Source organism: Gluconobacter sp. DsW_056 (genome assembly GCF_002153595.1).
Lineage (GTDB): Bacteria > Pseudomonadota > Alphaproteobacteria > Acetobacterales > Acetobacteraceae > Gluconobacter > Gluconobacter albidus.
In genome coordinates, this window is the sequence record NZ_JOPF01000009.1 from 387766 (window position 1) to 413391 (window position 25626).

22 protein-coding genes are annotated in these 25626 nt (G+C 61.7%); 13 read left to right on the forward strand and 9 right to left on the reverse strand.

The features are described from left to right. The first annotated feature begins 8 nt into the window (after positions 1-8). Together HK22_RS09030 and HK22_RS09035 are read left to right on the forward strand one after the other, a co-directional pair. A complete protein-coding gene (locus HK22_RS09030; protein ID WP_086649016.1) occupies positions 9-902 on the forward strand; it encodes a cation diffusion facilitator family transporter in 894 nt (297 codons plus the stop codon). Positions 903-1105: 203 nt separating this feature from the next. Then, complete coding sequence (locus HK22_RS09035) at positions 1106-2548, forward strand: chloride channel protein (RefSeq protein ID WP_062108938.1); 1443 nt, start codon at positions 1106-1108, stop codon at positions 2546-2548. Positions 2549-2576: 28 nt separating this feature from the next. Here HK22_RS09035 and HK22_RS09040 read toward each other — a convergent pair whose 3' ends face one another. Then, positions 2577-3371 carry a phosphatase PAP2 family protein gene (locus HK22_RS09040; protein WP_086649017.1) on the reverse strand — a complete coding sequence of 265 codons (795 nt, stop codon included), beginning with the start codon at positions 3369-3371 and terminating at the stop codon, positions 2577-2579. A 145-nt stretch (positions 3372-3516) separates the two neighbouring features. On the opposite strand from HK22_RS09040, the gene HK22_RS09045 reads away from it, so the two are divergent. After that, on the forward strand, positions 3517-3816 hold the full coding sequence (locus tag HK22_RS09045) for a SelT/SelW/SelH family protein (protein WP_062030161.1): 300 nt from the start codon (positions 3517-3519) through the stop codon (positions 3814-3816). Here the strand turns inward: HK22_RS09045 and HK22_RS09050 are convergent, their stop codons facing one another. From HK22_RS09050 to HK22_RS09070, 5 genes are all read right to left on the reverse strand, one after another. Continuing rightward, the gene (locus HK22_RS09050) at positions 3817-4188 is read right to left on the reverse strand and encodes a response regulator (protein WP_086649018.1); all 372 of its coding nucleotides are present in this window, start codon (positions 4186-4188) and stop codon (positions 3817-3819) included. Between the two features lie 25 nt (positions 4189-4213). After that, complete coding sequence (locus HK22_RS09055; RefSeq protein ID WP_158093551.1) at positions 4214-6241, reverse strand: GAF domain-containing protein; 2028 nt, start codon at positions 6239-6241, stop codon at positions 4214-4216. 118 nt (positions 6242-6359) lie between these two features. Then, positions 6360-7400, reverse strand: coding sequence for a WD40 repeat domain-containing protein (locus tag HK22_RS09060; protein WP_086649020.1), 1041 nt, complete (start codon positions 7398-7400; stop codon positions 6360-6362). Further along, positions 7397-8404, reverse strand: coding sequence for a GTP-binding protein (locus tag HK22_RS09065; RefSeq protein WP_086649021.1), 1008 nt, complete (start codon positions 8402-8404; stop codon positions 7397-7399). Before HK22_RS09065 ends, HK22_RS09060 begins: the two co-directional genes overlap by 4 nt. Positions 8405-8423: 19 nt before the next feature. Next, positions 8424-9716 carry an O-antigen ligase gene (locus HK22_RS09070; RefSeq protein ID WP_086649122.1) on the reverse strand — a complete coding sequence of 431 codons (1293 nt, stop codon included), beginning with the start codon at positions 9714-9716 and terminating at the stop codon, positions 8424-8426. A 90-nt stretch (positions 9717-9806) separates the two neighbouring features. On the opposite strand from HK22_RS09070, the gene HK22_RS09075 reads away from it, so the two are divergent. After that, entirely contained in the window at positions 9807-10805 is a 999-nt protein-coding gene (locus tag HK22_RS09075; protein WP_062109098.1) for an aldo/keto reductase, read from the forward strand. Positions 10806-10810: 5 nt separating this feature from the next. Here the strand turns inward: HK22_RS09075 and HK22_RS09080 are convergent, their stop codons facing one another. Beyond that, positions 10811-11956, reverse strand: coding sequence for a glycosyltransferase family 4 protein (locus tag HK22_RS09080; RefSeq protein ID WP_086649022.1), 1146 nt, complete (start codon positions 11954-11956; stop codon positions 10811-10813). 60 nt (positions 11957-12016) lie between these two features. Here HK22_RS09080 and HK22_RS09085 point away from each other — a divergent pair, with 60 nt between their 5' ends. Further along, positions 12017-13753 (forward strand): bifunctional diguanylate cyclase/phosphodiesterase, encoded by a 1737-nt coding sequence (locus HK22_RS09085; protein WP_158093552.1) that lies wholly within the window; start codon positions 12017-12019, stop codon positions 13751-13753. A 224-nt stretch (positions 13754-13977) separates the two neighbouring features. Here HK22_RS09085 and HK22_RS09090 read toward each other — a convergent pair whose 3' ends face one another. Continuing rightward, positions 13978-14538: an HAD family hydrolase gene (locus HK22_RS09090; protein ID WP_086649123.1), complete on the reverse strand. Its 561-nt coding sequence runs from the start codon at positions 14536-14538 to the stop codon at positions 13978-13980. An 832-nt stretch (positions 14539-15370) separates the two neighbouring features. Between HK22_RS09090 and HK22_RS09095 the strand changes: the two genes are divergently transcribed. The 4 genes from HK22_RS09095 to HK22_RS09110 all read left to right on the forward strand — a co-directional run bounded on the left by HK22_RS09095 (position 15371) and on the right by HK22_RS09110 (position 20540). Beyond that, positions 15371-16822 (forward strand): glycosyltransferase family 1 protein, encoded by a 1452-nt coding sequence (locus HK22_RS09095; protein WP_086649024.1) that lies wholly within the window; start codon positions 15371-15373, stop codon positions 16820-16822. Further along, positions 16819-18198, forward strand: coding sequence for a glycosyltransferase family 1 protein (locus HK22_RS09100; RefSeq protein ID WP_086649025.1), 1380 nt, complete (start codon positions 16819-16821; stop codon positions 18196-18198). Before HK22_RS09095 ends, HK22_RS09100 begins: the two co-directional genes overlap by 4 nt. 171 nt (positions 18199-18369) lie before the next feature. Continuing rightward, on the forward strand, positions 18370-19467 hold the full coding sequence (gene mtnA / locus HK22_RS09105) for an S-methyl-5-thioribose-1-phosphate isomerase (RefSeq protein WP_086649026.1): 1098 nt from the start codon (positions 18370-18372) through the stop codon (positions 19465-19467). A 152-nt stretch (positions 19468-19619) separates the two neighbouring features. Then, on the forward strand, positions 19620-20540 hold the full coding sequence (locus HK22_RS09110; protein ID WP_086649027.1) for a DUF2272 domain-containing protein: 921 nt from the start codon (positions 19620-19622) through the stop codon (positions 20538-20540). Here HK22_RS09110 and HK22_RS09115 read toward each other — a convergent pair. Beyond that, a complete protein-coding gene (locus HK22_RS09115) occupies positions 20516-20932 on the reverse strand; it encodes a rhodanese-like domain-containing protein (RefSeq protein WP_086649028.1) in 417 nt (138 codons plus the stop codon). The genes HK22_RS09110 and HK22_RS09115 overlap by 25 nt on opposite strands. A gap of 68 nt (positions 20933-21000) precedes the next feature. Between HK22_RS09115 and HK22_RS09120 the strand changes: the two genes are divergently transcribed. The 4 genes from HK22_RS09120 to HK22_RS09135 all read left to right on the forward strand — a co-directional run bounded on the left by HK22_RS09120 (position 21001) and on the right by HK22_RS09135 (position 25617). Further along, positions 21001-22044 carry a cysteine synthase A gene (locus HK22_RS09120; protein ID WP_086649029.1) on the forward strand — a complete coding sequence of 348 codons (1044 nt, stop codon included), beginning with the start codon at positions 21001-21003 and terminating at the stop codon, positions 22042-22044. Positions 22045-22125: 81 nt separating this feature from the next. Continuing rightward, positions 22126-22851, forward strand: coding sequence for a response regulator (locus HK22_RS09125; protein WP_062108919.1), 726 nt, complete (start codon positions 22126-22128; stop codon positions 22849-22851). A gap of 5 nt (positions 22852-22856) precedes the next feature. After that, complete coding sequence (locus HK22_RS09130; protein ID WP_086649030.1) at positions 22857-24482, forward strand: ATP-binding protein; 1626 nt, start codon at positions 22857-22859, stop codon at positions 24480-24482. Between the two features lie 88 nt (positions 24483-24570). Next, positions 24571-25617, forward strand: a complete 1047-nt coding sequence (locus HK22_RS09135; RefSeq protein ID WP_086649031.1) for an aldo/keto reductase — start codon at positions 24571-24573, stop codon at positions 25615-25617. The last annotated feature ends 9 nt before the right edge of the window (positions 25618-25626 follow it).

Here is a 25626-nt window from a genome sequence, read left to right on the forward strand (position 1 = left end):
GACGCGTCATGACATCAACCCGCATCAAGGTCGCCCGGGCCTCCATCACACTGAGCGTGGTGGTCCTTGCCATCAAATACGCGGCCTATGCGGTCTCGGGCTCCAGCGCCCTGCTTTCGGACGCGATCGAGACCATCCTGAACGTGGTGGCGGCTGTCGGAACGCTCTGGGCCATGTCCGTCGCGGCCCTTCCGGCCGACGACAACCATCCCTACGGCCACGGCAAAGCGGAATATCTGTCCGCCGTCCTCGAAGGCGTTCTGGTCGTCCTGACGGCCATCGGCATTCTGGTCATCGCCGTTCATGACTGGCGCCATCCCGAACCCATCCGCGCGCCCTTCTCCGGCGTGGCCCTCAACGCACTGGCCGGGCTGGTCAATCTCGTCTGGGGCCGCATCCTGATCGCGGTTGGCCGCAAACAGTCCTCACAGGCGCTTCAGGCGGCGGGCGAACACGTCGTTTCGGATGTATGGGCGACCGTGGCGCTCGTGATCGGCGTCTCCCTGATCCCGCTGCTCAAATGGGACCGCCTCGACGCCGTTCTGTCCGGACTGGTCGCGCTGAACGTCATGCGCGCCGGTTTTTCCATGATGAAGCATTCCCTGTCCGGCCTGATGGACGAAGCGCCGTCGCCCGAGCAGATGGAGGCGGTCAAGGCCGTGATTTCCGCCAGCGCCACTGGCGCGCTGGAGGCCCACGACCTCCGCATCCGCAAGGTCGGCGCCCTATCCTTCGTGGAATTCCATCTCGTGGTGCCGAGCGCCCTGACCGTCCATGACGCCCATGAAATCTGCGACCAGATCGAGGCCGCCATCCGGTCCGAACTGGGCCGTGCCTCCATCCACATCCATGTCGAGCCTGAAGACAAGGCCAAACATTCTGGCGCCCTTGTCCTGAGCTGAAGCCACAGACTCACTTCATGGGGACAGCGGACGCTACTGTGCGGTTTATGACACAGCCCGGAACGGATTCGATCCATCGCGCCTCATCGGCGGAGAACCCTTGACCCCCCTCCTGCGTTGGTGGCAGGTGCACATCATCAGCGCACGGGCCTGAACCGGGCGTATCCTCCACAGCCCGACCCTCCTTCCCGGACGTCCGAATATTGGCCGATACACCGCCTCCTTCTCCCGTTGCCGCTGTTCCCGCAGAGCTTCCGGCCACGGACGTACGTTCCTCTGCCCATGCCATGCGCCGCAAAGACCGCATTCTGCATCTGAAGCGTTCGGCACAAGTAACGACAAACCAGTGGCGCCGCACGGCGCTCTACTGGCTGGGCGCAGTTCTGGTCGGTACTGTAGCTGTGCTGTTTGCGAGACTGGGCGACTGGGCGGCGGGTGTGCGCCATCAGATCATCGCTTGGCACCCTGCGGCCATGCTGGTCGTGGCCCCGGTCGGACTGGCGCTTATTACATGGGCCACACGGACCATCTTCAAGGGTGCACAGGGCTCCGGCATCCCCCAGACGATCGCAACCCTGCATATCGAGAATGTTGCGGTCGTGGATCGCGTGCTGTCTCTCAAGACCTCACTTGGCAAGATCCTGCTGACGTCCTTTGGCCTGATCTGCGGCGCGTCCATCGGCCGTGAAGGCCCGAGCGTGCAGGTCGGGGCGTCCATCATGCACGCCTTCTCGCGGCTGCTGGGACAGTCGAACATCGCCGCGCGGCGCAGCATGATTCTTGCGGGCGGCGCAGCAGGCATGGCCGCCGCCTTCAACACGCCCCTCGCCGGAATCATGTTCGCCATCGAGGAACTTTCGCACTCTTTCGAACAGAAGACCTCGGGCCGCACACTCACGGTTGTCGTCCTGTCCGGCGTCACCGCCATCGCGCTGATCGGGAACTACACGTATTTCGGCCATGCGGATGTGGACGTTCCGGTTGGCACTGCCTGGATCGCGGTTCTGACCTGCGGCATTCTGGGTGGCCTTGCGGGAGGCAGCTTCTCGGCCATCCTCATTAAAGCCTCACGCGGCATTCCCGGCCGCGTGGGCCACTTCGCCGCCACGCGGCCCATCGCCTTTGCGGCATCCTGCGGCTTCGTGCTGGCCCTGATCGGCCTTCTCTCCAAAGGCGCGACCTATGGCACGGGCTACGATCAGGCCCGCGCCATTTTCAACGGCACCGAGCATTATCCCGCTTCGTTCTTCATCCTCAAATATCTGGCGATGATCGTCTCATACTGCTCCGGCATACCGGGCGGCATGTTCGCCCCCTCCCTTGCCATCGGCGCGGGAATTGGCGGCTGGGTGGAGCAGTTCCTGCCGCATACCACACCCGGCGCGGTCGTCCTGCTTGGCACGGTGGCTTATTTCTGCGGCATGTCGCAGTCCCCCCTGACCGCAACCATCATCGTCATGGAAATGTGCGACAACCAGCAGGTTACACTTGCGCTGCTGGCCACGTCCTTTCTGGCCTTCGGCGTATCAAAAATGATCTGCCCGCATTCGCTCTACAGCTGCCTCGCCGACCGCTTCATGGAGGCCAATGATCGCGGTGCCCATCATAGGCCGCCCGCCTCTGACAAGGAAAAACCGGCGCCCTGATTTTTCAGAAGCGCCGGCCCTCCCTCTCTTACGGCTCGCTCAAAAGGGAGTGCGTCGCAGCCTCCTGTTCCATGGCGCAGCGCGCCGCATCGGGCGCCACAGGATGCCCCTGCATCGCCAGAAGTTCACGACGCGCCTCTGCCAGATCATCCTGAAGCTCCGGGTTTGCCAGAAGCGCATCCATCAGGGACGATGCATTCAGATAGCCCGCCTGAACGTCAGATTTCCAATGTGCGCCACAGACAATCCGGCTCTCCCCGAAGACGCGGCCGCGCTGGAGAAGCGCCGTAGCGTGCTCCGGCATCAGATGTGCCAGAAGCAGCGCCATACCATATCCCGCCGTCGTATGCCCTGAGGGATAGGACGAATGCAGCCCGAGCCCATCAGGGGACGTGCAGATCGGCAGATTCGTGCCCACGAAGGGGCGCGTGCGATGCCAGTATGTCTTGGCTTCGGATGTCCGGTGTCCAACAGCTTGGCGGATGCGCTCCAGAACGCGTCTGAGATGCGGTGCCCGGGCAAGGTCGAGATCAAAACCGGCAGCACAGGAGAAATCCCGGACCAGATGCGTCGGGTCCAGATCCGCATCGCTCTGGGCCAATTGCCAGCGCGCTGTATCCTTCAGGGCGCGCGTGGCACGAAAGACCCGGTCATCGTCAAGCTGCGCTGCGCTCCCTGCCACGGGCGGAGGTGCCAGAACGAGCCGCTCGTCCGGTGCTGCGCTTTCAGGCAACGCTCCGTTGTGCCGCGCTGAGGGCGCACAGGCCGAAAGGACAGTCGCACATACAAGCAAGGCAACAGGCAAACGAGGGGCAGAACGCATGGGCCGGAAAATCCCGTCAGAGCATTGGAACAGAATAACACTCCGTACCCTTAACGTCGGGCGACCCTGACGCGAAGACTTTTCCGCGTGATGCCTTCATGACAGTGTCACTGCCTGAAATCCCAGAGCCCGACAGGATCGCCTCATGACGTCCACTGCTCCCCGCGTCTCCATCCGCTACTGCACACAGTGCAACTGGCTGCTCCGTTCCGGCTGGATGGCCCAAGAACTGCTTTCGACATTCGGTCAGGATCTGGGAGAAGTCGCACTGATCCCGGACACCGGTGGCCGCTTTGAAATTCATGTCAACGAAACGCTGGTCTGGGAGCGCAAGCGCGACGGAGGATTTCCCGGTCCCAAGGAACTGAAACAGCGCGTGCGGGACATCATCGCCCCTGAACGCGACCTCGGGCACACGGACCGCCCCTCCGGCCAGCAATCCTGATCAGGCCATCTTCTCGAAAGCCTTCCGCACCTTGTCGAGACTGTAGGGTTTGGGAACAAACAGACCGCGCACCGGCAACCGAACCTGATCGGCGGGAATATCCGCGGAGGTGAGGATGATTTTCACGGGCGGCCAGCGCCTGCGTGCGATTTCCGCCAGTATCTGACCGTCCTCACCATCAGGCAGATGAATGTCGGCAAACAGGTAACCGATCGTCGGATCCGTCTCCAGAAACGCAATGGCCTCCGACGTCGAGCGCGCGCTCAGGATCCTGAAACCGGCCGTCTCGAAGTAGTCTTCCGTCATCATGCGAATGAAGACGATATCTTCGACAATCAGGATCGTAGGCCGTGGGTCAGGGTCCTGGGGCATGAAAATCACGGGTCTCCGGTCAGTCTCAGAGTGTTGCGAGCGACAGCGTCGGGGCGGTCAGGTCCGCACATAAACCCGTTGACGCATAATGAAGTTCCGTTTTTCCGTGCCGACCCAGTCCGGCCTTGAGAAGACGCACACCAAATCCGGTCCGCTCCGGCGGTGTAACCGACGGCCCGCCAGCCTCCCGCCACGTGAGCGTCATGACGGCCTCGGCGCCCGTAATCGTCCAGTTCAGGGACACCTTCCCCTGCGGAACGCTGAGCGCACCATATTTCATGGCGTTTGTCGCCAGTTCGTGCAGCACCATTGAAAAAGATGTCGCCGTATCGGGACCAAGTTTGAGAAACGGTCCCGATACCTCGACCCGGTCTTCAACGCCCAGCGGCGTCAGCACACCACACACCAGACTGGCCAGATCGGTAGACTGCCAGTTCCGTCGCATCAGCAGATCATGCGCGGCGCTGAGGGCCACCAGACGGGACGTGAACGTCCTGAGCGGCCCCTGATCGTCCACGTTCCGAAACCCCTGATGTGCAAGGCTCTGGACGATGCTGAGCGTGTTCTTGAGGCGATGCAGGATCTCGTGATTGACGATTTCCTGCTGCGCTTCGGTATCCCATTCGTCCAGCGCCGTAAAAATCCGGTCGGCAGTCGTGCGGATGAAAGACGCTTCATCCAGCGTCCAGCCGCGCGGCGTGGCACTGTGGACGAACAGACATCCCGTCAGCTCGCCATGATCCATTTTTGGCACGACGATCTGTGCCTCCACTTCCAACGCACGGCAGGCATCCTGCTCTTCCTGCATCCAGGACGGGCTGGAGAGATCGTCCAGAATGAGAACGGCTCCACTTCGCAGGAAATCGGACGTGCGGCGAAACGTCTGGAACAGAAAATCACCCGAAATCGGCGACACATCCGGGCTGCACCAGCCATGATCAATGGTGAAAAGTTCATCACGCACCGTAATGGTCGCAAACCCGACACGCTGGACTTCAAGCCTGCGCCCCAGAAGGCCGCATGCCTCTGCCAGCGCCTGCCTGCGCGTCGTGGCGGCACGCAGGGCGTCCTCAACCGCCAGCAGGGTGGTCAGACGACTGGTCGCGTTTTTTTCGGGGGTGATATCCTGAAGCGTTCCAATCAGCCGGATCGCACGTCCGGCCCCGTCCCTGTCCAGAACGCCCTGTCGCCGGACCCAGCGTTCCTGCCGGTTATCATCCCGGATAATGCGGTAGTCCAGTTTCAGCGGCGCCGAACCGTCCAGAAGTTCTGACAGAAGGGGAATATGTACCCTGTCGTCCTGATGCACACGCTGGGCCCACTGCGGCGCCGTCACAATCTCGGTGACGGGCATACCGATAATGCGACAGACTTCCGGAGAGACCGTGATATCCCCGCTGACCAGATCGTATTCATAAATACCCACGCCACCTGCCGCGCCCGCGGCCTGCTGGAGAGCATATTTTTCGCGGGCGTGCCGCCGTTCCGCATCCGCCTGCCGGGCCTCTCGGGCGACACGCTTGCGGCGGAGCTGCTGTGCGGCCAGACGCCGCTCTTGGGCGATCGTCTCCCGACGCAGTTCCATCAGGCGCATGGCCTGGCGGGCCAGAGCGGCCAGACCGTCATTTTCCCGCTCAGACAACCCCTGCGGACGGCTGTACAGATCCACGACACATAGCGTTCCAAAAGTCTCGTTTTCGGCTGTAAACAGCGGATACCCGGCATAGAACCGGAGCCCCGGCCCTCCGCAGACAAGACTGTTCTTTCGCGTTTCGGGATCGGCCATCATATCGGGGATCACCACCGGAGCCCCTCGTGCGATGACGGCCGCACATCCGGAATTCGCCAGCGCTCCATACGTCTGGTCCGTTCCGACACGTGCGGAAAACCAGAGCTGATCTCCGTCCAGAATGCTGACCAGCGCAATGGGGGTGCGGCACAAGGCCGCCGCAGCAATGGCAAGATCGTCCAGATCGAGATCCGAAAAGGCTTCCAGATCTCCATAAGCGCCCGGTCCGGCAGCTCTGCCCGGCGGCGCAGCAGACGATGACACAGTCTCCAGATACGCCTCCTGAACAGGATCCCTGTCCTGCATCAGACAGATATAGCGTGTTTTCGCCGCTGCAACAATTGACCCGCCGCATCGGCCTGCATCTGGAGCAAGCTGTGGCTCAATTACCGCTGGAGAGGTCGATCGCAGCCAGAACCCCGTCTTCGGTCCCGAAAGCCAGCGCGCCCCCCTGAGGCGTAAAGCCCAGCGATGTCACCTTGCCGCGCTTGGTGTCCTGTCCCGAACACAGCGGCAATACGCGTTGATCGCCGCCGCCGATTTCCGCCAGAACGACCGTGCCGTCCTCATAACCCGCCGCGATGATATCTTCCTTCGGGTTCGGACAGACCGCGCTGACGAAAAGCCCTGGCAGTCGCGCCAGTTCAGCCGGCGCTTTGCCCATCGGGCCACCGCCCGTGAACGGCCACAATACGATCGCATCCGCCCCGGCCGTTGCCAGCCAGCGCCCGTTACGCGTGAAGCCCATGGACTTCACCTGCTTCGGATAGCCGCTCATGCGCATGTTGTGCCCGTCCGACAGGCGCCAGCCATGCAGGTCGTTTTCCTGCATGGACGTCACAAGCGCCTCCCCGCCCGGATGGATGGCAATCGCGATATGGCTGCCCTTCCACTCAAACGGCCGCACGCTGTCGACCCTGGCCTGCACGAACCACATCGACACACCATTATAATGTGACGCCGCAATCCGCTTGCCCTTCGTATCGAACACGATGCCGGTCACGGTCGAGGGATGTTCCAGAACCTTGAGCGTCTGCCGCCCTTCCGCCGCACGGACCTCGATCTGCTTGCCGGACGAGAACGCCAGATGGTCCGTCGTGCTGGCCACGCAGTCGATCCAGCGACGGCCCTCATGCAGAATTTCGCTTCGTCCATCGGCAAAGGTCCGGACGAGCTTCCCGTCCTCCCCGCCCGTCAGAAACACATCCGCCGCACAGTCCTGCGCCAGACACAGCCCGCCATCATGCACGGTCACGACCGTCCAGCTTTCCGCATCCCGCAGACGGTCCCGAGGAATGAGAACAAGCTCCCCATCCACCGTCAGCGCCGCAAAGCTGTGCCCATCGCGCGAGGACACCACATGCACAATCGGGCTCTCGAACCGGCGCTCCGCACCCCGGTCCGCCAGAAGATCACTCATCATCCTGCAATGCAGCTTTCAAAGCCGCGCCGAAGCTGCGGACGGTTCAGATTGCGCCCGATAAACACCAGACGGGAATCCCGGCTCTCGCCCTCACGGAACGGACCGATGAAGTCTCCGTCCGCCATCATATGCACGGCTTGGAACGCGAAGCGGTTCTGCTCGCCCTTGAAGTGCAGGATGCCCTTGGCCCGCAGAATGTCCGCCCCCTGCTCCTGGAGAATCGCGCCAATCCAAGCCTGAAAACGCGGCTGGTCGATCGGTTCCCTGATGCTCAGGGAAATGCTGGTAATGCCTTCCTCGTGGGAGTGATGCTCGTTTTCCAGAAAGTCGGGCATCGTCTTGAGCGCGCGCGCCAGGTCGAAGCCGCCACGATCAAGGATATCCGTCAGCTTCACGCCGCCATGCTGCGCCTCGTGGATCTGCGCCACGGCATTGATCTTGCGCAGACGCGCCACGATGTCGCGGCGACGTTCTCCGTCTGCCAGATCGACCTTGTTCAGCACAATCACATCGGCAAACGCGATCTGGTTTACGGACTCAGGGCTTTCGCCCAGCGTCTCCATGACATTGAACGCGTCCACAACCGTCACAACCGCGTCCAGACGCGCCTTTTCGCGAAGGTTCTCGTCCACGAAGAAGGTCTGCGCGACCGGAGCCGGATCGGCCAGTCCGGTCGTCTCGACGATGATGCCGTCAAACCGGTTCCGACGCCGCAGCAGACTGCCCAGAATGCGGATCAGATCCCCGCGCACCGTGCAGCAGATACAGCCGTTGTTCATTTCAAACACTTCCTCGTCAGCATCCACGACGAGGTCGTTATCAATCCCGAGTTCACCGAATTCATTCACGACAACCGCATATTTGCGGCCATGCTCGGCCGTCAGGATATGATTGAGAAGCGTCGTCTTGCCGGCGCCGAGAAAGCCGGTCAGGACCGTTACGGGAACGGTGCCACTCCGGTCAGACGCTGCAGTCTCGCGGGTGGTATCAGGGGTGCTGGACATAAGGCCTCCGTAATCTGCCTTACGATATAGGCCGGACCCCGCCCGCTTGAAACCCGTTCCGTATCGGGGACGGCCGATAGGCCAGGGCCAGCCCCAGAAGCAGGAACCCCCAGCCACTCAGCGGCAGGTTCAGGAAATCCGACGTGGAGGCGATCGGCCATTCCTGAATCAGCACCGCCGCAAACAGACCGATTGCAATCGCGCGCCCGTCCCTACCCGGCCAGATCGCCTTCAGCCATGTTGCGATCATCAGCACGAACAACAGAAGTCCCGGCACGCCGGCATTGACCAGAGCCTGAAGATAATGGTTGTGAGGGTGCTGCACGCACAGATCCAACCACCCTCTCGCCGGTACGGCCTCCGACAGCCCTGACAGCCCGTGGAAGGTGGACGGATCCGAACAGAAATGCCGGTAGGCATCATACCCCTGCCCGATCCAGGGATGCGCCTGTGCCATGACAACCGCATGGGTATAGATTTCCCCATAAGGCGACTGGCCGAAATGCGTGAGTTGCTCGTGCGCCAGTGTCACGAGATGAAAGAAGCTGCCCGGCGAAAACAGCCGCGCCAGCAGTACCAGAACCGGCAACATCGCCGCCGCCGCCAGCGCCGCAGGACGCATGGGTCGGTACAGCACCGCACATACGCCGATCCCCAGAAGCGAGAGCACAAGCGGCATCCGCTGCCCCGCCAGTACCATGATCCCGACAGCCAGAATTGTGGCGGCACACAGCCCGAGCGTCCGCCTCAGACGACTCCGCGCCCCCTCCGCCACCGCACAGCCCACCATCAGCAGCGGCAGAACCAGCCGGGACAGCGGCGCCGCAGCTCGGGGATGTGCGTAAGGGCCCGTCAGCGTTCCGTCATGAAAGCGCGGAATCCCGAAAAGATTGCGCCCGAACACAGCCTGAACCAGCATCTGCACCGCAATATAAACGCCACAGGCACAGGTCAGCCACAGCACACGCCTGCGCCAGACCACATCCCGGAGCAGCCAACAGCCCAGCGCGGCGGCCGAAAGTGGAAAACGGATCGCCAGCAGCGCCTGAACCAGCGCCCCATGTCCCGGCGACACCCACAGCGTGCACAGAACCTGCCAGCCCCACCAGCAGAACGTCGCGACAACCCATGGCTCGCGGAACCAGTCCCATCCGCCCTGCCGCCGCCCGGTCAGGGACGAATGGAGCAGCAGAAGAACTGCTAGAAGATCAAGATCGGCCTCACCTGCCACGCGCACATGCGTCAGGGCCAGAGGCAGAACCAGGGCGGCCCATCGGCCAATCCGGGTCACGGTGGAAGGAGAGAAGCGCATCTTCAGTGGATGGAAGGTTTCCGCTTCGCATGCAACCACTTACAGTCCGAAGCGCTTTTTCGTTACTGTCTATTTCCAGTGGAGACAATCATGGCATCCGACACCATCCTCATCCCCGGCATCGACACGCCCCTCTCCCGCGTAGCACTTGGCACATGGGCCATCGGCGGCTGGATGTGGGGCGGGCCGGACGATGACAATGGCGTCCGCACCATTCACGCGGCCCTCGACGAAGGTATCAACCTGATCGACACCGCCCCGGTCTATGGCTTCGGCCATTCCGAAGAAATCGTCGGCCGCGCCCTCGCCGAAAAACCGAATAAAGCCCACATTGCCACCAAGCTCGGCCTGCACTGGGTCGGTGAAGACGAAAAGAACATGAAGGTTCTCCGGGACTCCCGCCCGGCCCGTATCCGCAGGGAAGTCGAGGACTCGCTGCGTCGTCTGCGGGTAGAGACGATCGACCTCGAACAGATCCACTGGCCCGACGACAAGACCCCCATCGACGAGAGCGCCCGTGAACTCCAGAAGCTCCATCAGGAAGGCAAGATCCGCGCCCTCGGCGTCAGCAATTTCTCGCCCGAACAGATGGACATTTTCCGCGAAGTCGCCCCGATCGCCACGATCCAGCCGCCGCTGAACCTGTTCGAACGCACGATCGAAAAGGACATCCTTCCCTACGCCGAAAAGCACAATGCCGTCATTCTGGCTTACGGCGCCCTGTGTCGCGGCTTGCTGACCGGCAAGATGAGCCAGGACACGACCTTCCCCAAGGACGATCTGCGCTCGAACGATCCGAAGTTCCAGAAGCCGAACTTCGAGAGCTATCTTGCAGCCGTCGAAGAGTTCAAAAAGCTCGCCGAGAAGCGTGGCAAATCCACCATGGCCTTCGCCGTCCGCTGGGTTCTCGATCAGGGTCCGGTCATCGCCCTGTGGGGTGCCCGCAAGCCCGAACAGGTCTCAGGGGTGAAGGATGTCTTCGGCTGGACCCTGACGGACGAGGAAAAGAAAGCCGTGGACGACATTCTGGCACGCCACGTGCCGAACGCCATCGACCCGACCTTCATGGCCCCGCCCCAGCGGGACTGAGGCTCTTAGGATCGCGGCAGGCGCCCGGCAAATACAATCGCCGCCTGCCGCAGTTCTTCCACGCGAAAACGGGCCGCCCCGACATCAAACAGGGTCGCCCGCTCACGCCCTTTTGCGCCCAGCCTTACCCTCAGACCGTCATCGTCCATCAGACGGCTCAGGGCCTGCTCCAGCGCTCCTGGATCGTCCGGTGCCGCCAGAAGCGCCGCGTCCCCGACCAGATCAGACAACGCGCCCACAGGCGACGCCACAACCGCGGCGCCACACCCCATGGCTTCCAGCGCGGTCATGCCGAATGGCTCCTGCCAGCGACTCGGCACCACAACAATCGCGGCCTCCGCCATTGCGTCCAAAACCGCGTCATGGGGCCGGTATCCTGTCATCATGACCCCGGCAGCTGCCGCCAGCGGCCGAAGCTGCTTCAGATAAGGCGTTTCCGGAGAGTCTGGCCCGAACCGATCCGCCCCCATGATAACAGCCTGCCATTCCGGATGAGACGCCCGGATGTGCCCCCAGGCGCGCACGAACGCATCCACGCCCTTGTCCGCCACAACCCGCCCGGCAAACAGGACTGTCTTCTCCCGGTCTCGCGAAACCGGGAGTACGGACAGATCAAGGCAGTTAGGCTGCACTTCAGTCCGGATCGGACCGCAGCCTTCCCTGAAACGCTGGATGACCCAGTCCGAAACGCCACAAACCAGTACATGCCGCGCCAGAGCCTCACGCTGTCGGACCGACCGTGCACCTCGCATCCCGCAGGGATCATTATGCAGAACCAGACGGACCGGCCCGAACCGTGCCAGAAAACGTGCCAGATCGGGCCGATTATGAATTTCCGTCAAAGCCGGCTGGTACGACCGCATCATGGCCACGCACGCCAGCCGCAGACGCCAGGCGTGCGGCAGAGGAACCCGCGGCAGGACTAACGGCCGATATTGCCCGCCAGACAGAGGCACGCCTACCGCTCCGTTGCCCGCCACATGGTCCCCGGCGCTGGCGAGCCGGCTGACCAACAGGGAGATTGCCCCCGCATGGCCCGCTTCGTAACGCTCGCGGGGCGGCAGGATGGTCAGAATCCGCGCATGAATCGTGTCATATTCGTTCTCAGCAACATTTTGTTGCAGTTTGAGCGATTCCTGACTGTTCGACATTTCCAGTTTCTTAACAGAAGCCGAGGCATCTTACCTCGAGATTAAAGGATGGAAATGATTGTGCGTATTTCCCAGAGAACAGGTCAGGAAGGAGAACGCCCGTGCGCGGACATATGCCTTTCGAAGACTGCGTCCCGGGAAAACATCGCGACACTCTTTCCCATTCACCATCTCGCCGACGCCTCCAGCGAAGGACTGGCCATTCTGTATCAGGACCGGATCATTGAGGCCAACAGGCCTCTCCTTTCCTGCCTCGGGACCGATCTCCAGAATTCCCTCTTACTCGAAAATCTTCTTCCCGCAGCCCTGAAAGTCGCGCCGGACAATCAGTATCATTCCGGACAACTCATGACCCTGCAGGACGGAGCCGTTCCCGTCCAGTTCCGACTGGCTCCCCTTCGCCGGAACGACAAGGACTGCCTGGCGCTGGCCGTCACATTCCTCACACCCATCTCCGCTGCCACCGCCTTTCCGCCTCCTGAATCCGCTACGAATCTGTGCAGCAAGCAGGAATTTGAAAAGCAGCTGGAAGGCTTCTTCAACAACAATACGGTGCCGCAACCTGCAGGCATTCTTCTGCACGTCAACATCAACCGCTTCCGCACCATCAACGAGCGTTACGGCACCAGAATTGCCAATGACCTTCTCAGCGCGATCGGGCAACGGCTTCAGACATTTCTGACCGAGGACTGCATCGTCTCACGGTTCGGCGGAGACGAGTTCGGGATTTTCTGCCCTTTTCCCTACGAACATCCGGCTCAGGCCACGCGCTGGGCCCAGATTATGCGGGATGTCTTTCACACCACCCTTCCGGTGGATGGACACAGAATTCACATAACAGCCAGTATCGGCTGCTGCCTTCTGCCGTTCGATACCTACCGCTTCGAGACAGCGTGTCATTATGCCGAACTCGCCCTGAGTGAAGCCCGGCGCCTTCAGTCTCCGGACTGGATCAGCTTCAATCCGGTTATGCAGGCCGATGTCCAGCATCGCTGCGAGATGGAACACGACCTGCACCGGGCTCTTGAATCAAACGAATTTTTTCTAGAATTCCAGCCCCTGATCTGCCTGAAGACGAACAGGGTCGAATGTGTTGAAGCCCTGTTGCGCTGGCAGCATCCCGTAAGAGGCGTGATCGCGCCGAACGAGTTCATTCCGGTTGCTGAAGACTGCAATCTGATTGTCCCGATCGGCCGGTGGGTGCTTCTGGAAGCCTGTGCCCAGGCGAGCAGACTGCCGCCGCATATCAGGATCGCAGTCAACATTTCTGCCGTCCAGTTCGCGCATGACGACATGTATGCCGCGGTCATCCAGACCCTTTTTCAGACAGGGCTCGCTGCTGAAAGGCTCGAACTCGAACTGACGGAGAGCATATTTCTGGACGCCGTACAGCGTAATCTGGAAACCATGGGCAAGATCCGCGCTCTGGGCGTCAAGATTGTCATGGACGACTTCGGTATCGGGTTCTCAAGCCTCAACTATTTGCGCAGCTTTCCCTTTGACCGGATCAAGATTGACCGCTCCTTCATCCGGGACATGTTGAACGATCCACAGGCCCAGAGCATCGTCAGCGCCATCATGACACTGGGACATGCCATGTCGATGGAAGTGATCGCCGAAGGCGTGGAAACGGCTGCACAACTCGACATGCTGCGCCATACGTCCTGCACGACGGCACAGGGCTTCCTGATGGGGCGCCCTGCCCCTCTGGCAGATCTATCAGCCTGTCCGGGCATGACCGATACGACGGCCCTACCCCGGCAAAGCGCCAGAATTTCCAGAGATCATCTGTCCTGACCTCTTTCAGGTTTGCGTGTCTCAGCCAGACGCTCCCGTCTGACGATACGACGTGTCTCACGTAACAGACGATATTTCTCAACTGCGCTCAGAGAACTTTTTTCCGCAAGATCGCATCCTCCGGACTGCTGAAGCTTAGAGGAAATGCGAGGCAGGGATGTCTCCGTGTTCCTGTAAGACGCCATCATCTTTCCATTCAGACTATTTGATACAAATTGTAACTATCATATCGCAGCCTGTCGAGCGCTTTCCAGACCCCCGCTTTCATACAATGACACGCCCTCTTCCGGGACAAGAACGGCCAGACTGTCAGGGCCAACCATGATCCCCTGCACTCCTGCTGCTTGTGCAGCCTGCATGTCAGTCGGCTGGTCTCCAAACAGGACGCAGCGCGCAGGATCCAGTTCCCATCGTTGTAACAGGTCGAGAAGCATGCCGGCCCCCGGTTTACGGTCGGCGCTGTGTCCGCGATATCGCGCGATCCGGGCATCAGGATGCATGGGACAGTACCGCCAGTCATCCACGGTACCGCCGTATTCGCGAATACTATCGATGACCCAGTCCATAAGTGTCTCTAGGTCGCTTTCAGAATAAAATCCGCGCGCAATCCCGGATTGATTGGTCACGATAAAAACGTGATGACCGTTATCAGTCATCCGGGCCACGGCTTCGCGGGCACCCGGTTCCCATTCGAAGCGCTCTCGCGTTCCTACCCACCCGAAGTCCTGGTTAATGACACCGTCGCGATCAAGGAAAACAGCAGCACGACGCAACCGCAGCGACATCTCCTCTAGGATTTTTTCCAATCCGCTGTCACTGGCAGAGCTATAGAAATCTCCTGCCAGTGAAACCCCCCGGAGAGTCCCGTTTTTCGCCAGTTTCGGAAGCACATCCCGCTCAAGAGAGCAGGTTTCCGTCAGGATTTCACAAATCGCGGCATCGAAAAGACACAGTCCAGTGCTGAACTGTGCAGACTGGCCCGCAGTTCCAGGGCTCTGGTGAAACGACACAGATCCCTCTTCGCCCAAAAGGATTTCTGTCTGTTGGTCCCGCGAAGCAGCAGAACGCAACAGCATCCAGTGTCCATTCCGGGCGACTTTCAGAAAGTGTGCCAGATTGCAGGAGAACAGCGTGTTCGCAGGGCAGAGAAAAAACCTCTCATGCAGACATGACCGGACATGACGGAGAGCCCCTCCGGTTCCCATTCCGGGCGGTATAACGCTTGTGACCGTTGTTGCAGGTTTGGGGAGAAAAGATCCGAGATTCTCAATGGAGGTCAGAATGTCCACAGATCCATGCGCAGTCAGGACCACAAACTCCTCGACACCGAAGCGCTGCATTTCCCGCATGACCCAGGCGAGAAACGGCCTGTTTCCACAGAGAGTGAGCGAAAGGGGCAGCGCACCTGATACAGGGTCTTCAAGCAGAATGACGCACTGATGAACCGTAACGCTGTGCACAGCAGAACTCTCCCATGACCCAATCAATCCTGCGGGACAAAGCCTCTGCCTTTTCCCAATGCCCTTGCCCATCCACCGGTGCTTACCTAAACTTTAACACGAATATCGTTTGACAGACCGGCGTCCTTGTCGGCCGCCCCAAAGCTAGTCCGGACATATGCAAGCAGATTATACCATCTGGATCGACGTCGAAGACATTTTCCAGTATTTCGAAAACAACTCGCGCCCCAGCGGAATTCAGCGGCTTGTCTACGAAATCCTGCATGTCATCCGCAAACAGGCCGCGACCAAACCAGGCATCGGCAATATTTCACTGATCCGACGCGGGCAGGATAAAACGCAGCTTTTCTCCACGGTCTCCTTTGATGATCTGGAAAACCTTTTTGCCGTCCGCGCCGATGAAAAAGTCGAACAGATCAGCCGCCCGGCACCCCAATCACGGACGACACCCCGGGCCTTTGTTCGGAAGCTGCGTCATACCGTCATCAGGCGCATCGAGAGCCTGCCACCCGAGCTGGCACGCCCACTGCTGACGATAGCTGTCAACCAGTTGCGCGTCCTGCGTCTGCTGCGCCGTTTCGTACAAAAGCAGCTGACCCGCAGTTCGGAAACAGGAGCGGCACGGACGGCGGCTGTGGTGCAGCCTCAGGCAGTATCCTCTACAGCCCATCAGCCAAAGCCCGGCGATATCTTCCTGATCCTCGGTGCGGCATGGTCGGAACCCGACTTCGGCGAACGGCTGGCCCGGATGCGCAAGGCTTACGGCATCCAGCCTGTCCTCTTGCTGTCCGATCTCATTCCCGCCATCCGGCCGGAATGGTGCGCACTGTCCCTGATCCGTGATTTCCGACACTGGCTGGATACCACTCTGCCACAGTGCGGACGCCTTCTTGCTATCAGCCACGCCACAGCGAAAACCATTGATGACTACACCCGTAAGCACCGCCTGAAGCTGCTGGCGCCCGTACAGACCGTTCCAATCGGCAGCGGCTTCGGGCCACCTCGCAAGGTAACAGGGGAGCGGCCAAAGGGGCTGCCTGCGCCGGAAAGCTATGTCCTGTTCGTCTCCACGATCGAGGCGCGCAAGAACCACATTCTGGCGTTTCGTGTCTGGCGTCGTCTGGTCGCTGACCTGCCTCCCGAACAGGTGCCGACACTCGTTTTTGCAGGTCGGGTCGGCTGGCTCGTCTCCGACCTCATGCAACAGCTTGAAAACACCGACTGGCTACGCGGCAAGATCCGCCTCCTGCGGGACCCGTCGGATGACGAACTGGCGCATCTGTATGATGGCTGCATGTTCACGCTGTTTCCCTCCCTGTTTGAAGGATGGGGCCTTCCGGTGACGGAAAGCCTGATCAACGGGCGTCCCTGCGTGGCGTCGAACGCAACCTCCATTCCAGAAGCGGGCGGCCCGCTGTCGCGCTATTTCGATCCGGAAAACACCGACGATGCCTATCGCGTCGTCCGTGAAACGATCGAAGACCGCGAAGGCCTGACGAAATGGCAGGAGCAGGTCCGGACGCAGTTCAAACCCACCCCGTGGGAACATACTGCTGACGCCATTCTGGACGCCTGTCACGCCGCGTATGTGGACGGGAGAACGTCATGACCCTTTGGATCGACGTCGACGACCTGCTGTTCCACCTCGTGCATCATGGCCGTCCGAGCGGCATTCAGCGTGTGGTGTTCGAGCTCTGCGCGGGCCTGCGGACCCTACACGGCCACAACGTCCAGTTCGTACGCCGCGGGGCGAACAAACACGACCCGCGCGATTTCCGCACCATTGACTGGTCGGTAGTCGACACGCTGCTACGGCAAGTTATGAAAGACAGCGGCGCCAAAGCCGCAAAAGCCTCCGCGCCGCTGTTTTCCGCCATGCAGTTCGCCGAAAACGAAACACACCGTCAGGCATTAACCGGCATCCTGCAAACGGAAGCGCAGGTTCTGGGTGGGCTGGCGAGCCTGTGGGCCGGGCTGGGACGACTGGCAGTCAGCGGAGGCAAGGCGGCTCTGCGCCGCCGACGTCAGCAGTCGAGCACCGACGTCGCGCAGCACGCCGAGGGAACGCCTCTGACGCAAGCCGTGGAGGCCGGCGATGTCTTCCTGACGCTGGGCTCACCGTGGCATCACGGGAATTATGTCCAGACGGTCCGATGGCTGCGCGATGAACTGCGGGTCTCGTTCGGGCTTTTGATGCATGATCTGGCTCCCATCCGTTGCCCGGAATGGTGCCATATCGGCGTCATCACGACATTCCGGGCCTGGCATCATGCCGTGCTGCCTTTGGCGGACATGATCTTCGCCAACAGCCGTGCCACGGCTCAGGACGTCCAGTCCTATCTCGCGGAAGAAGGCATCGGAACGGGCATCACGGTCCAGCACGTTCCCATGGGAACTGAGTTCGGACTGGCGGAAACCGCCATGCCTGCCGAACGCCTGGTGAGTGAGCCCTATGTCCTGTTCGTCTCCACGATCGAGGCGCGCAAGAACCACATGCTCCTCTTCCGCATCTGGCGGCAGATGCTGGAAGACATGCCCGCCGAGCAGGTGCCGACCCTCGTGTTCGCCGGACGTCCGGGCTGGCTGGTTTCCGATCTCATGCAGCAGCTTGAGAATACGAAATGGCTGGATGGCAAGATCCGCTTCATCCAGAATCCGTCCGATGCCGAACTGCGACGCCTCTATTCCGATTGCAGCTTCTCGGTCTTCCCGTCCTTCTTCGAGGGCTGGGGCCTTCCGGTGACGGAAGGTCTGGCCATGGGCCGCCCCTGCATCGCCTCCAACACGACCTCCATCCCTGAAGCAGGCGGAGCACTGGGGCGCTACTTCAATCCCCGAAACCTCAGCGAGGCCTATGCCCTGATCCGTCAGGTTATCGACAATCCGGAAGATCTGGCTGCGTGGACCCAGAAGGTGCGGAGCGAGTTCAAACCTGTTCCGTGGACCACTGGTGCAAAAGTCATCCTCGACGCCGTCCAGCGCTGAAAATCCTGCGTCTTCAGCCCCCCTGCCCCCTGTGCATGAAAGTTTCACGCGCAGGGGCTTGAGTCAGGCCCGCAGATCACGCACATGCAGGAACCACAGGTTCCATCAGCATGGGGGCGTCCCGCACCCCGGCTGCAGCCCCGTCTTTCCGGCATTCCGAGGAGCGCTCCCTTGAAAATCAACGGCATTTCCTATCGCAGCCTCTGGCGCCCTTCCGATGATGCCAGCAGCATCCGGATTTTCGACCAGACCCGCTTTCCCTGGAACGTGGAGCTTCTGGAACTCCGGGACGTCGGCGGTGTGGCTGAAGCCATTACGTCCATGCAGGTGCGCGGGGCGCCGCTGATCGGGGCTGTTGCAGCCTATGGTCTGGTATTCGCCCTTCAGGACGATGCTTCCGACGATGCTCTGGACAAGGCCGCAGCTTTCCTCGTCGCCACGCGCCCGACCGCCATCAACCTGCGCTGGGCCATCGAGCGTATGGTCAAACACCTCAAGGCTGTTCCGGAAGCCGCGCGTGTCACCGCGGGCTATGCCGAAGCCGATGCAATCTGCGACGAAGACGTGCAGGTCAACGAATCCATCGGCCGTCACGGTCTGGAACTGATCCGCGAGATCTGGGAACGCAAGGGCCGTCAGGGGCAGGTGAACCTGCTGACGCACTGCAACGCGGGCTGGATCGCCACCGTCGACTGGGGCACGGCCCTCGCCCCGATCTATATGGCGCATGACGAAGGCATTCCGGTCCATGTGTGGGTGGACGAAACGCGCCCCCGCAATCAGGGCAGTCTACTGACGGCATGGGAACTTGGCAGCCACGGCGTGCCGCACACTGTCATCGCAGACAACGCGGGCGGCCATTACATGCAGACCGGACGGGTGGATATGGTCATCGTCGGCACGGACCGCGTCACGGCGCAGGGTGACGTGGCCAACAAGATCGGCACCTATCTCAAGGCCCTTGCCGCGCATGACAACAACGTGCCGTTCTGGGTGGCGCTGCCGTCCTCGACGATCGACTGGCGTGTGCGTGACGGCGTGAAGGAAATCCCGATTGAAGAGCGCAGCGCCGACGAAGTGCTGTTCATGACAGGCCTCGACAGCCGGGGAGACGCCAGCCGCGTCCGCATCGCGCCCCTCGGCAGTCCGGCCGCAAACCCGGCCTTCGACGTCACGCCAGCCCGCCTCGTGACGGGTCTCATCACAGAGCGCGGCCGCTGCGAGGCCAGCGAAATCGGACTGCGGTCGCTATTTCCAGACAGTCCGTGAAGTCTGCACACCCCTGCAAGGCCTGCGCTCCGCTATGGTTTCGGATCGTTCGGGCGTTCCTTGCAGGCCGTGGCCTCTCCATCAGCCCGCACCCGTCCTTGACGCTCTGTGTCACATGCCGTTCAAGTTGAAGTCATGATGGGTACACGAGGATAACAGTGCCAGATTCGCATCTTTTCAGGCGAGCAGCCGCTACGGCCGCCCTGCTCGCACTGGCTGCATGTTCCAGCCAGCAGAGTGTCAGCCCGTATCCGGCCCGCACGCCGAACGCCCAGTATGCGAACGGAACCACTGGTCCGGCAGGTTACGACGTCCATGTTCCGGACTTCGCCACCCGCAATTTCGAGCCGTTCAACCGGCAGGATGTCGCGGCCATCGCCCTGCGCGAATGGCGGATGTTCGGCTCCCCCGTCTCGGACGACAACCCCGAAGATCGTCCCGAACCCACAGATGCGGCGCTGAAGCCCGAACGGCTTCCGGGCCTTTGGCAGCGGATCGGCGAGTACTGGTGGATCGGACAGGACCCGTATGAGACGGAAGTCGGCTGGACGGGCAAGACGGATTCCCAGGGGACCCGCTTCGAGATCGCGCATGACGGCCATTATGCCTGGTCCGCTGCATTCATCTCGTATGTAATGCGCATCGCGGGCGCCAATGGGCGTTTTCCATACTCTCCCAATCACTCGACCTATATCAACGCCGCCGCCAGCGGGCAGTCCAGCGGCGTGACGGCCCATGATCCCGGAATCTATGCCCCCAGACTCGGCGATCTGATCTGCGTCGGGCGCGGCAAGAGCAAGACCGTCACCTTTTCCATGCTGCCGACCAGCTACGGCTTTCCAGCCCATTGCGGCATCGTGTCGGCCACCAACCAGAATGCTCAGCCTTTCGGACACGAGCTGAGCATTGTCGGTGGCAACGTGGATGATGCCGTGGCCCTTACCCATGTTCCCACGGACGCCAACGGCATGATCGCCGACAGTTCAGGGCACAGCTACGACAGCCGCTATCCCTGGTGCGCCGTGCTGGAAGTGCATTACGACGCGGATCAGGAACCCGACAGCGGCATGTAAGCCGACGGCAGGCCGCTGGAACGCCAGCCCTTGCCGGGTCCGTGCTGGTCTTCGAATCCGTCCACGATATTGCTGACATCCGCATAGCCGGCATTTTCCGCCAGCAGTGCGGCATGATGGGAGCGTACGCCCGACCGGCACAGGAACAGAAGCGGCGTCTGCTGGTCGGGAACGGCTTCGAGCAGGGCTTCAAGGAATTCGCGCTGAAGGTCCGGCTGCCAGGTCACGCACAGAAGCGGCGCGGTCATTGCATCTGCGTCGGGCAGTCCCACATGCATCCATTCCGGCGGGGTGCGCACATCCACCAGAACAGGCTGCGCGTCGTTTTCAGGGGCCGTTGCATGCTTTTTTTCAAGCATGTCCCACGCCTGCCTTGCTGTCAGAACCTTCATGCTCTTTCTCATCCTTCCAAAACGCGTTCTATAATTCATCCAGCACGGGCCAGCACAGGAGTTACCGTATGACCGACCTCTCTCCGAACCGCCAGGCTGCCACGATCGGATGGCAGACCGTCTCCCCGGGTATGACCGCCGCGATCGGGGGGACGCCCCTCATCCGCCTTGAACGCGCTTCCGAGGAAACCGGCTGCAATATCTACGGCAAGGCCGAATTCATGAATCCCGGCGGCTCCGTCAAGGACCGCGCCGCTCTTGCGATCATCAATGATGCCCTGAAAAGCGGCGCCCTGAAACCCGGCGGCACGGTCGTTGAGGGAACGGCCGGCAATACGGGAATCGGCCTGACGCTGGTCGCCCATGCGGTGGGCTGCAAGGCCGTGATCGTCGTGCCGGAAACACAGAGCCGTGAGAAGCTGGACTTCCTGCGCATGATCGGCGCGGATCTGCGGCTCGTGCCCGCCAAGCCTTATCGCGATCCGGGCAATTACGTCCATGTTTCGCGCCGTCTCGCTGAAGAAATCGGCGGGTTCTGGGCCAACCAGTTTGACAACACCGCCAACCGGGAAGGCCACCGCGCCACCACGGCCCGCGAAATCTGGGAACAGACGGACGGAAAAATCGACGCCTTCACCTGTGCCTGCGGCACGGGTGGCACGCTGGCCGGAATCGCGCTGGGCCTGCGCGATCAGGCTGCAGCAGCCGGAAAGGCCGCACCGCGCGTCGTTCTCGCCGATCCGGAAGGCTCGGCCCTTTACGGCTGGGTGAAGTCCAACGACCTTACCGCCACCGGAAATTCGATCACCGAAGGAATCGGTCAGGGCCGCGTGACCGCCAATCTGGAAGGCTCGGCCCCCGATGACGCAGAACGCATTCCTGACGCCGAGGCGCTGGAGCAGATTTTCTCCCTGACATCAAACGAAGGTCTCTCGGTCGGCGGCTCATCCGGCATCAATGTCGCTGCCGCAATCCGGACCGCACGTCGCCTTGGACCCGGACATACGATTGTTACAATTCTGTGCGACGGTGGTGCCCGATATCAGTCCAAGCTGTTCAACCCGGAGTTCCTGCGTGCGAAAAACCTGCCTGTCCCGCCCTGGCTGGCCTGACCTCGCCTCCGTGTCGCCCCTCGTCCGGGGCGACACCAGCAGTCCGAACGCGGTCACAGCATTCCTGAAAGGCCCCTGGTCATGAGCACGGAAACACTGCCCCATCTTCTGGTCGTGGATGATGACCGCGAAATCCGCGAACTGCTGAGCCAGTTCCTCGAGCGCAATCATTTCCGCGTGACGGCTGCCCGTGACGCCCGAGAAGCCCGCAAGGCCTGGGCCAACGGCCATTACCAGCTCGTGGTGCTGGACCTGATGCTGCCCGGCGAGAGTGGCCTTGAAGTCGCGCGCTGGCTGCGCACGCAGGACAATGTTCCCATCATCATGCTCACCGCCATGAGCGACGAGACCGACCGGATCATCGGCCTCGAATTCGGCGCGGATGATTACGTCGCCAAGCCCTTCAACCCGCGCGAACTTCTGGCCCGGATCCGCGCGGTCCTGCGCCGGACGAGCGATGTCGAAGACAAGCGGCAGGTTGCCGATACCCGCAAGATCCATTTCGCAGGCTGGTGCCTCGATCCCGTCCGCCGTCGCCTGCTGAACCCGGACGGTGCGGAAGTCTCCCTCACGGGGGGCGAGTACGACCTGCTGATGGCCCTGCTTGAGCGCGCCAACCGCGTTCTGACGCGCGACATGCTGCTGGAACTCCTGCGGGGCCGTCAGGCGGGCCCATTCGACCGCGCCATCGACGTCGCGGTCAGCCGCCTGCGTCGCAAGCTCGAAGATGACGGCCGCAACGCTCAGGTCATCAAGACGGTGCGCGGCGGGGGCTATGTCCTCGCGGCGGAAGTCGAGCGTCTCTGACCGTAATGCACATCCTTCCGCGATCTCTCGTCACCCGCACCAGCCTTCTGCTGATCGTGGGGCTTGCCATCGTGGAAGCCGCCGGACTGGCCATCCATGCGCTGGACCGCTTCGATCTGGAAGAGCGCAGCCAGGTCCATGAAGAACAGGTGCAGGTCTTTTCGATCTACCGCACGGTCGCGGAAGCCAGCCCCGCTGACCGTCACGATGCGATCGAAGACCTGCACATCCCCTCCAACGTCACAGTCCTGCTTCTCAAGCAGCCGGACCCGTTGATTGAGGGGCATGAAATTCCCCTCCCGCCGAAAGTATCCTCCCCTTTCCTGCACCATCCGCGCGACGGCTTTCCCCAGCCCGGCATGATGGACGAAAACGGCCCCCATCCCGGTGCGGACATGCCCCCACACATGGGACCACCGGGTTTTCCCGAACCCGGCATGAACGGGCCGGATTTCCACATGCTCCCCGGCTCTCCCGGTACGCCTCCGGGTGGCCCCATGGCAGGTCCAATGGGGAGCCCGATGGACAGCCATATGCCTCCCCCGATGGAAGGAGGCCCCCGCTTTCCAGGGAGCGTGCACCATCGCGACATGCCGCCCTTCGTGCGGTGGGCGCTGCTGCCGTCATCGCTTTATCCGCGCAAGGTCCTGATCGGCCAGAAACTGCGAACCCACTCCACTTCGATCCTCCTGCCGGACCGGGACTGCTGGATCGTCGTCCGGTTCGTCACCCCTCTGCCCAACCCGTTCGGATCGCCGACCTTCCTGATCGCGTTCCTCGTCATGTCCATTGCCGGCAGTGCGATGATCGTCTGGGCCACACGGCGCCTGATCGCACCCGTCACCACACTCGCCAATGCCGCCGAAGCACTGGGCCGGGATGTCAACACAGCGGCCCTGCCCGAAAACGGTCCCTCCGAAATCCGGCGCGCGGCCATTGCCTTCAACACGATGGCCACGCGCATCCGCCGTTTCGTGACGGACCGCACGCTCATGCTGACCGCCATCGGCCATGATCTGCGTACCCCCATCACGCGCCTGAAGCTGCGCGCCGAATTCATCGACGATGACGAACTGCGCAACAAGGTGCTCGCCGATCTGGACGAGATGGAAGCCATGGTCTCCGCCACGCTGGCCTTCGGACGCGACAGCGCCTCTGCCGAGCCCATCGTCACGCTGGACCTGCGCGCCCTGCTCCAGACCATCATGGACGAAGCTGCCGAAAGCCTGCCGGACAAGGCGGACGACCTGTTTTACGAACCGCCCAACGTACCCGTCCGCATCAAGGCCCGTTCGGTCGCGCTGAAACGCGCCCTGAACAACCTGATCCTCAATGCCATGAAATATGGCGGGAACGCGCATGTCACGCTCATTCCGGCCACCCGCCCCGGCGAGAAAGGCAATGCGGTCCGCATCCTGATCGAGGACAATGGTCCTGGTCTGCCTGAAAACGAGCTGGACCGCGTGTTCGAACCCTTCGTCCGCATCGAGAGCAGCCGCAATCGGGAGACGGGCGGAACCGGCCTTGGTCTCGCCATTGCCCGCACCATCCTGCACGGTCAGGGTGGAGATGTCCGCCTTGAAAACCGGACCGCCGGTGGCTTGCGCGTCATCGTCACGCTGGCCCCATAAACGGGGCGTGAAGACGGCCCCGCCTTGATCAATGGCCCGGCTCTGTCCATGCTAGGGGCTTCCCTATTTTTCTGATCAGGTCTTTTCCATGAAACAGCGTGAACTTGGCCGCACCGGCATTGCCGTCAGCGAAATCTGCCTCGGCACCATGACCTTCGGTCAGCAGAACACCGAAACCGAGGGCCACGCCCAGCTCGACATGGCGCTGGACCACGGCATCAATTTCATCGACACCGCCGAACTTTATTCCATCCCGCCCCGCGCCGAGACACAGGGCGCGACGGAAACCATTATCGGAAGCTGGCTGAAGGCACGCGGCGGCCGTGACCGCCTCGTCATCGCCAGCAAGGTCGTCGGACGGACGGCCATGCCGTGGTTCCGCCCCGATGGCGAAGAAGCACGCCTCACCCCGCGCCAGATCCGCTATGCGCTCGAAGGCTCCCTGCGCCGCCTCGGCACCGATTACATCGACCTTTACCAGCTCCACTGGCCCGACCGGAAGGTGGGTCTGTTCGGCGAAGGTGGCACGACCTTCCGCGACCTGCCAGAAGACTCTGCCGTTCCATTCGAAGATACACTCGGCGTGCTCGGCGATCTCGTGAACGAAGGCAAGATCCGCCATGTCGGCCTCTCCAACGAGACCGCATGGGGCGTTTCGAAATTCCTGGAAGCCTCCCGTACGGGCCTGCCGCGCGTCGCCTCCATCCAGAACGCCTATAACCTGATTAACCGGACCTTCGAAATCGGTCTTGCCGAAATGGCACTGCACGAAAAGGTCGGACTGCTGGCGTATTCCCCACTCGCACAGGGCTACCTGACCGGGAAGTATCTGAATGGCGCCCGCCCCGCCGGGGCCCGCACCACGCTGTTTGACCGTGGCCAGCGCTACCAGAAGCCCGGCGTTGACGATGCCATCACGGCCTATCACGCCCTGGCCCGCGAAGAAGGGATCGACCCCATTCAGCTCGCGATCGCGTTCGTGACCTCACGCCCGTTCGTGACGTCCAACATTATTGGCGCCACCAGCGTCGATCAGCTCCGTACCCTTCTCGGCGCGACGGATGTCATCATCACGCCCGAGCTGGAAGAAAAGATCAACGCCATCCATCAGGTCCATTCCAACCCTGCCCCCTGAAGGCAGCAC

What these genes read in the sequence shown, in the direction of transcription:
- HK22_RS09030 (WP_086649016.1), top strand. Translation starts at nt 9, where the DNA reads ATGACATCAACCCGCATCAAGGTCGCCCGGGCCTCCATCACACTGAGC.
- HK22_RS09040 (WP_086649017.1), bottom strand. Translation starts at nt 3,371, where the DNA reads ATGCGTTCTGCCCCTCGTTTGCCTGTTGCCTTGCTTGTATGTGCGACT.
- HK22_RS09045 (WP_062030161.1), top strand. Translation starts at nt 3,517, where the DNA reads ATGACGTCCACTGCTCCCCGCGTCTCCATCCGCTACTGCACACAGTGC.
- HK22_RS09050 (WP_086649018.1), bottom strand. Translation starts at nt 4,188, where the DNA reads ATGCCCCAGGACCCTGACCCACGGCCTACGATCCTGATTGTCGAAGAT.
- HK22_RS09060 (WP_086649020.1), bottom strand. Translation starts at nt 7,400, where the DNA reads ATGATGAGTGATCTTCTGGCGGACCGGGGTGCGGAGCGCCGGTTCGAG.
- HK22_RS09065 (WP_086649021.1), bottom strand. Translation starts at nt 8,404, where the DNA reads ATGTCCAGCACCCCTGATACCACCCGCGAGACTGCAGCGTCTGACCGG.
- HK22_RS09070 (WP_086649122.1), bottom strand. Translation starts at nt 9,716, where the DNA reads ATGCGCTTCTCTCCTTCCACCGTGACCCGGATTGGCCGATGGGCCGCC.
- HK22_RS09075 (WP_062109098.1), top strand. Translation starts at nt 9,807, where the DNA reads ATGGCATCCGACACCATCCTCATCCCCGGCATCGACACGCCCCTCTCC.
- HK22_RS09080 (WP_086649022.1), bottom strand. Translation starts at nt 11,956, where the DNA reads ATGTCGAACAGTCAGGAATCGCTCAAACTGCAACAAAATGTTGCTGAG.
- HK22_RS09090 (WP_086649123.1), bottom strand. Translation starts at nt 14,538, where the DNA reads ATGTCGCTGCGGTTGCGTCGTGCTGCTGTTTTCCTTGATCGCGACGGT.
- HK22_RS09095 (WP_086649024.1), top strand. Translation starts at nt 15,371, where the DNA reads ATGCAAGCAGATTATACCATCTGGATCGACGTCGAAGACATTTTCCAG.
- HK22_RS09100 (WP_086649025.1), top strand. Translation starts at nt 16,819, where the DNA reads ATGACCCTTTGGATCGACGTCGACGACCTGCTGTTCCACCTCGTGCAT.
- HK22_RS09115 (WP_086649028.1), bottom strand. Translation starts at nt 20,932, where the DNA reads ATGAAGGTTCTGACAGCAAGGCAGGCGTGGGACATGCTTGAAAAAAAG.
- HK22_RS09120 (WP_086649029.1), top strand. Translation starts at nt 21,001, where the DNA reads ATGACCGACCTCTCTCCGAACCGCCAGGCTGCCACGATCGGATGGCAG.
- HK22_RS09125 (WP_062108919.1), top strand. Translation starts at nt 22,126, where the DNA reads ATGAGCACGGAAACACTGCCCCATCTTCTGGTCGTGGATGATGACCGC.
- HK22_RS09130 (WP_086649030.1), top strand. Translation starts at nt 22,857, where the DNA reads ATGCACATCCTTCCGCGATCTCTCGTCACCCGCACCAGCCTTCTGCTG.
- HK22_RS09135 (WP_086649031.1), top strand. Translation starts at nt 24,571, where the DNA reads ATGAAACAGCGTGAACTTGGCCGCACCGGCATTGCCGTCAGCGAAATC.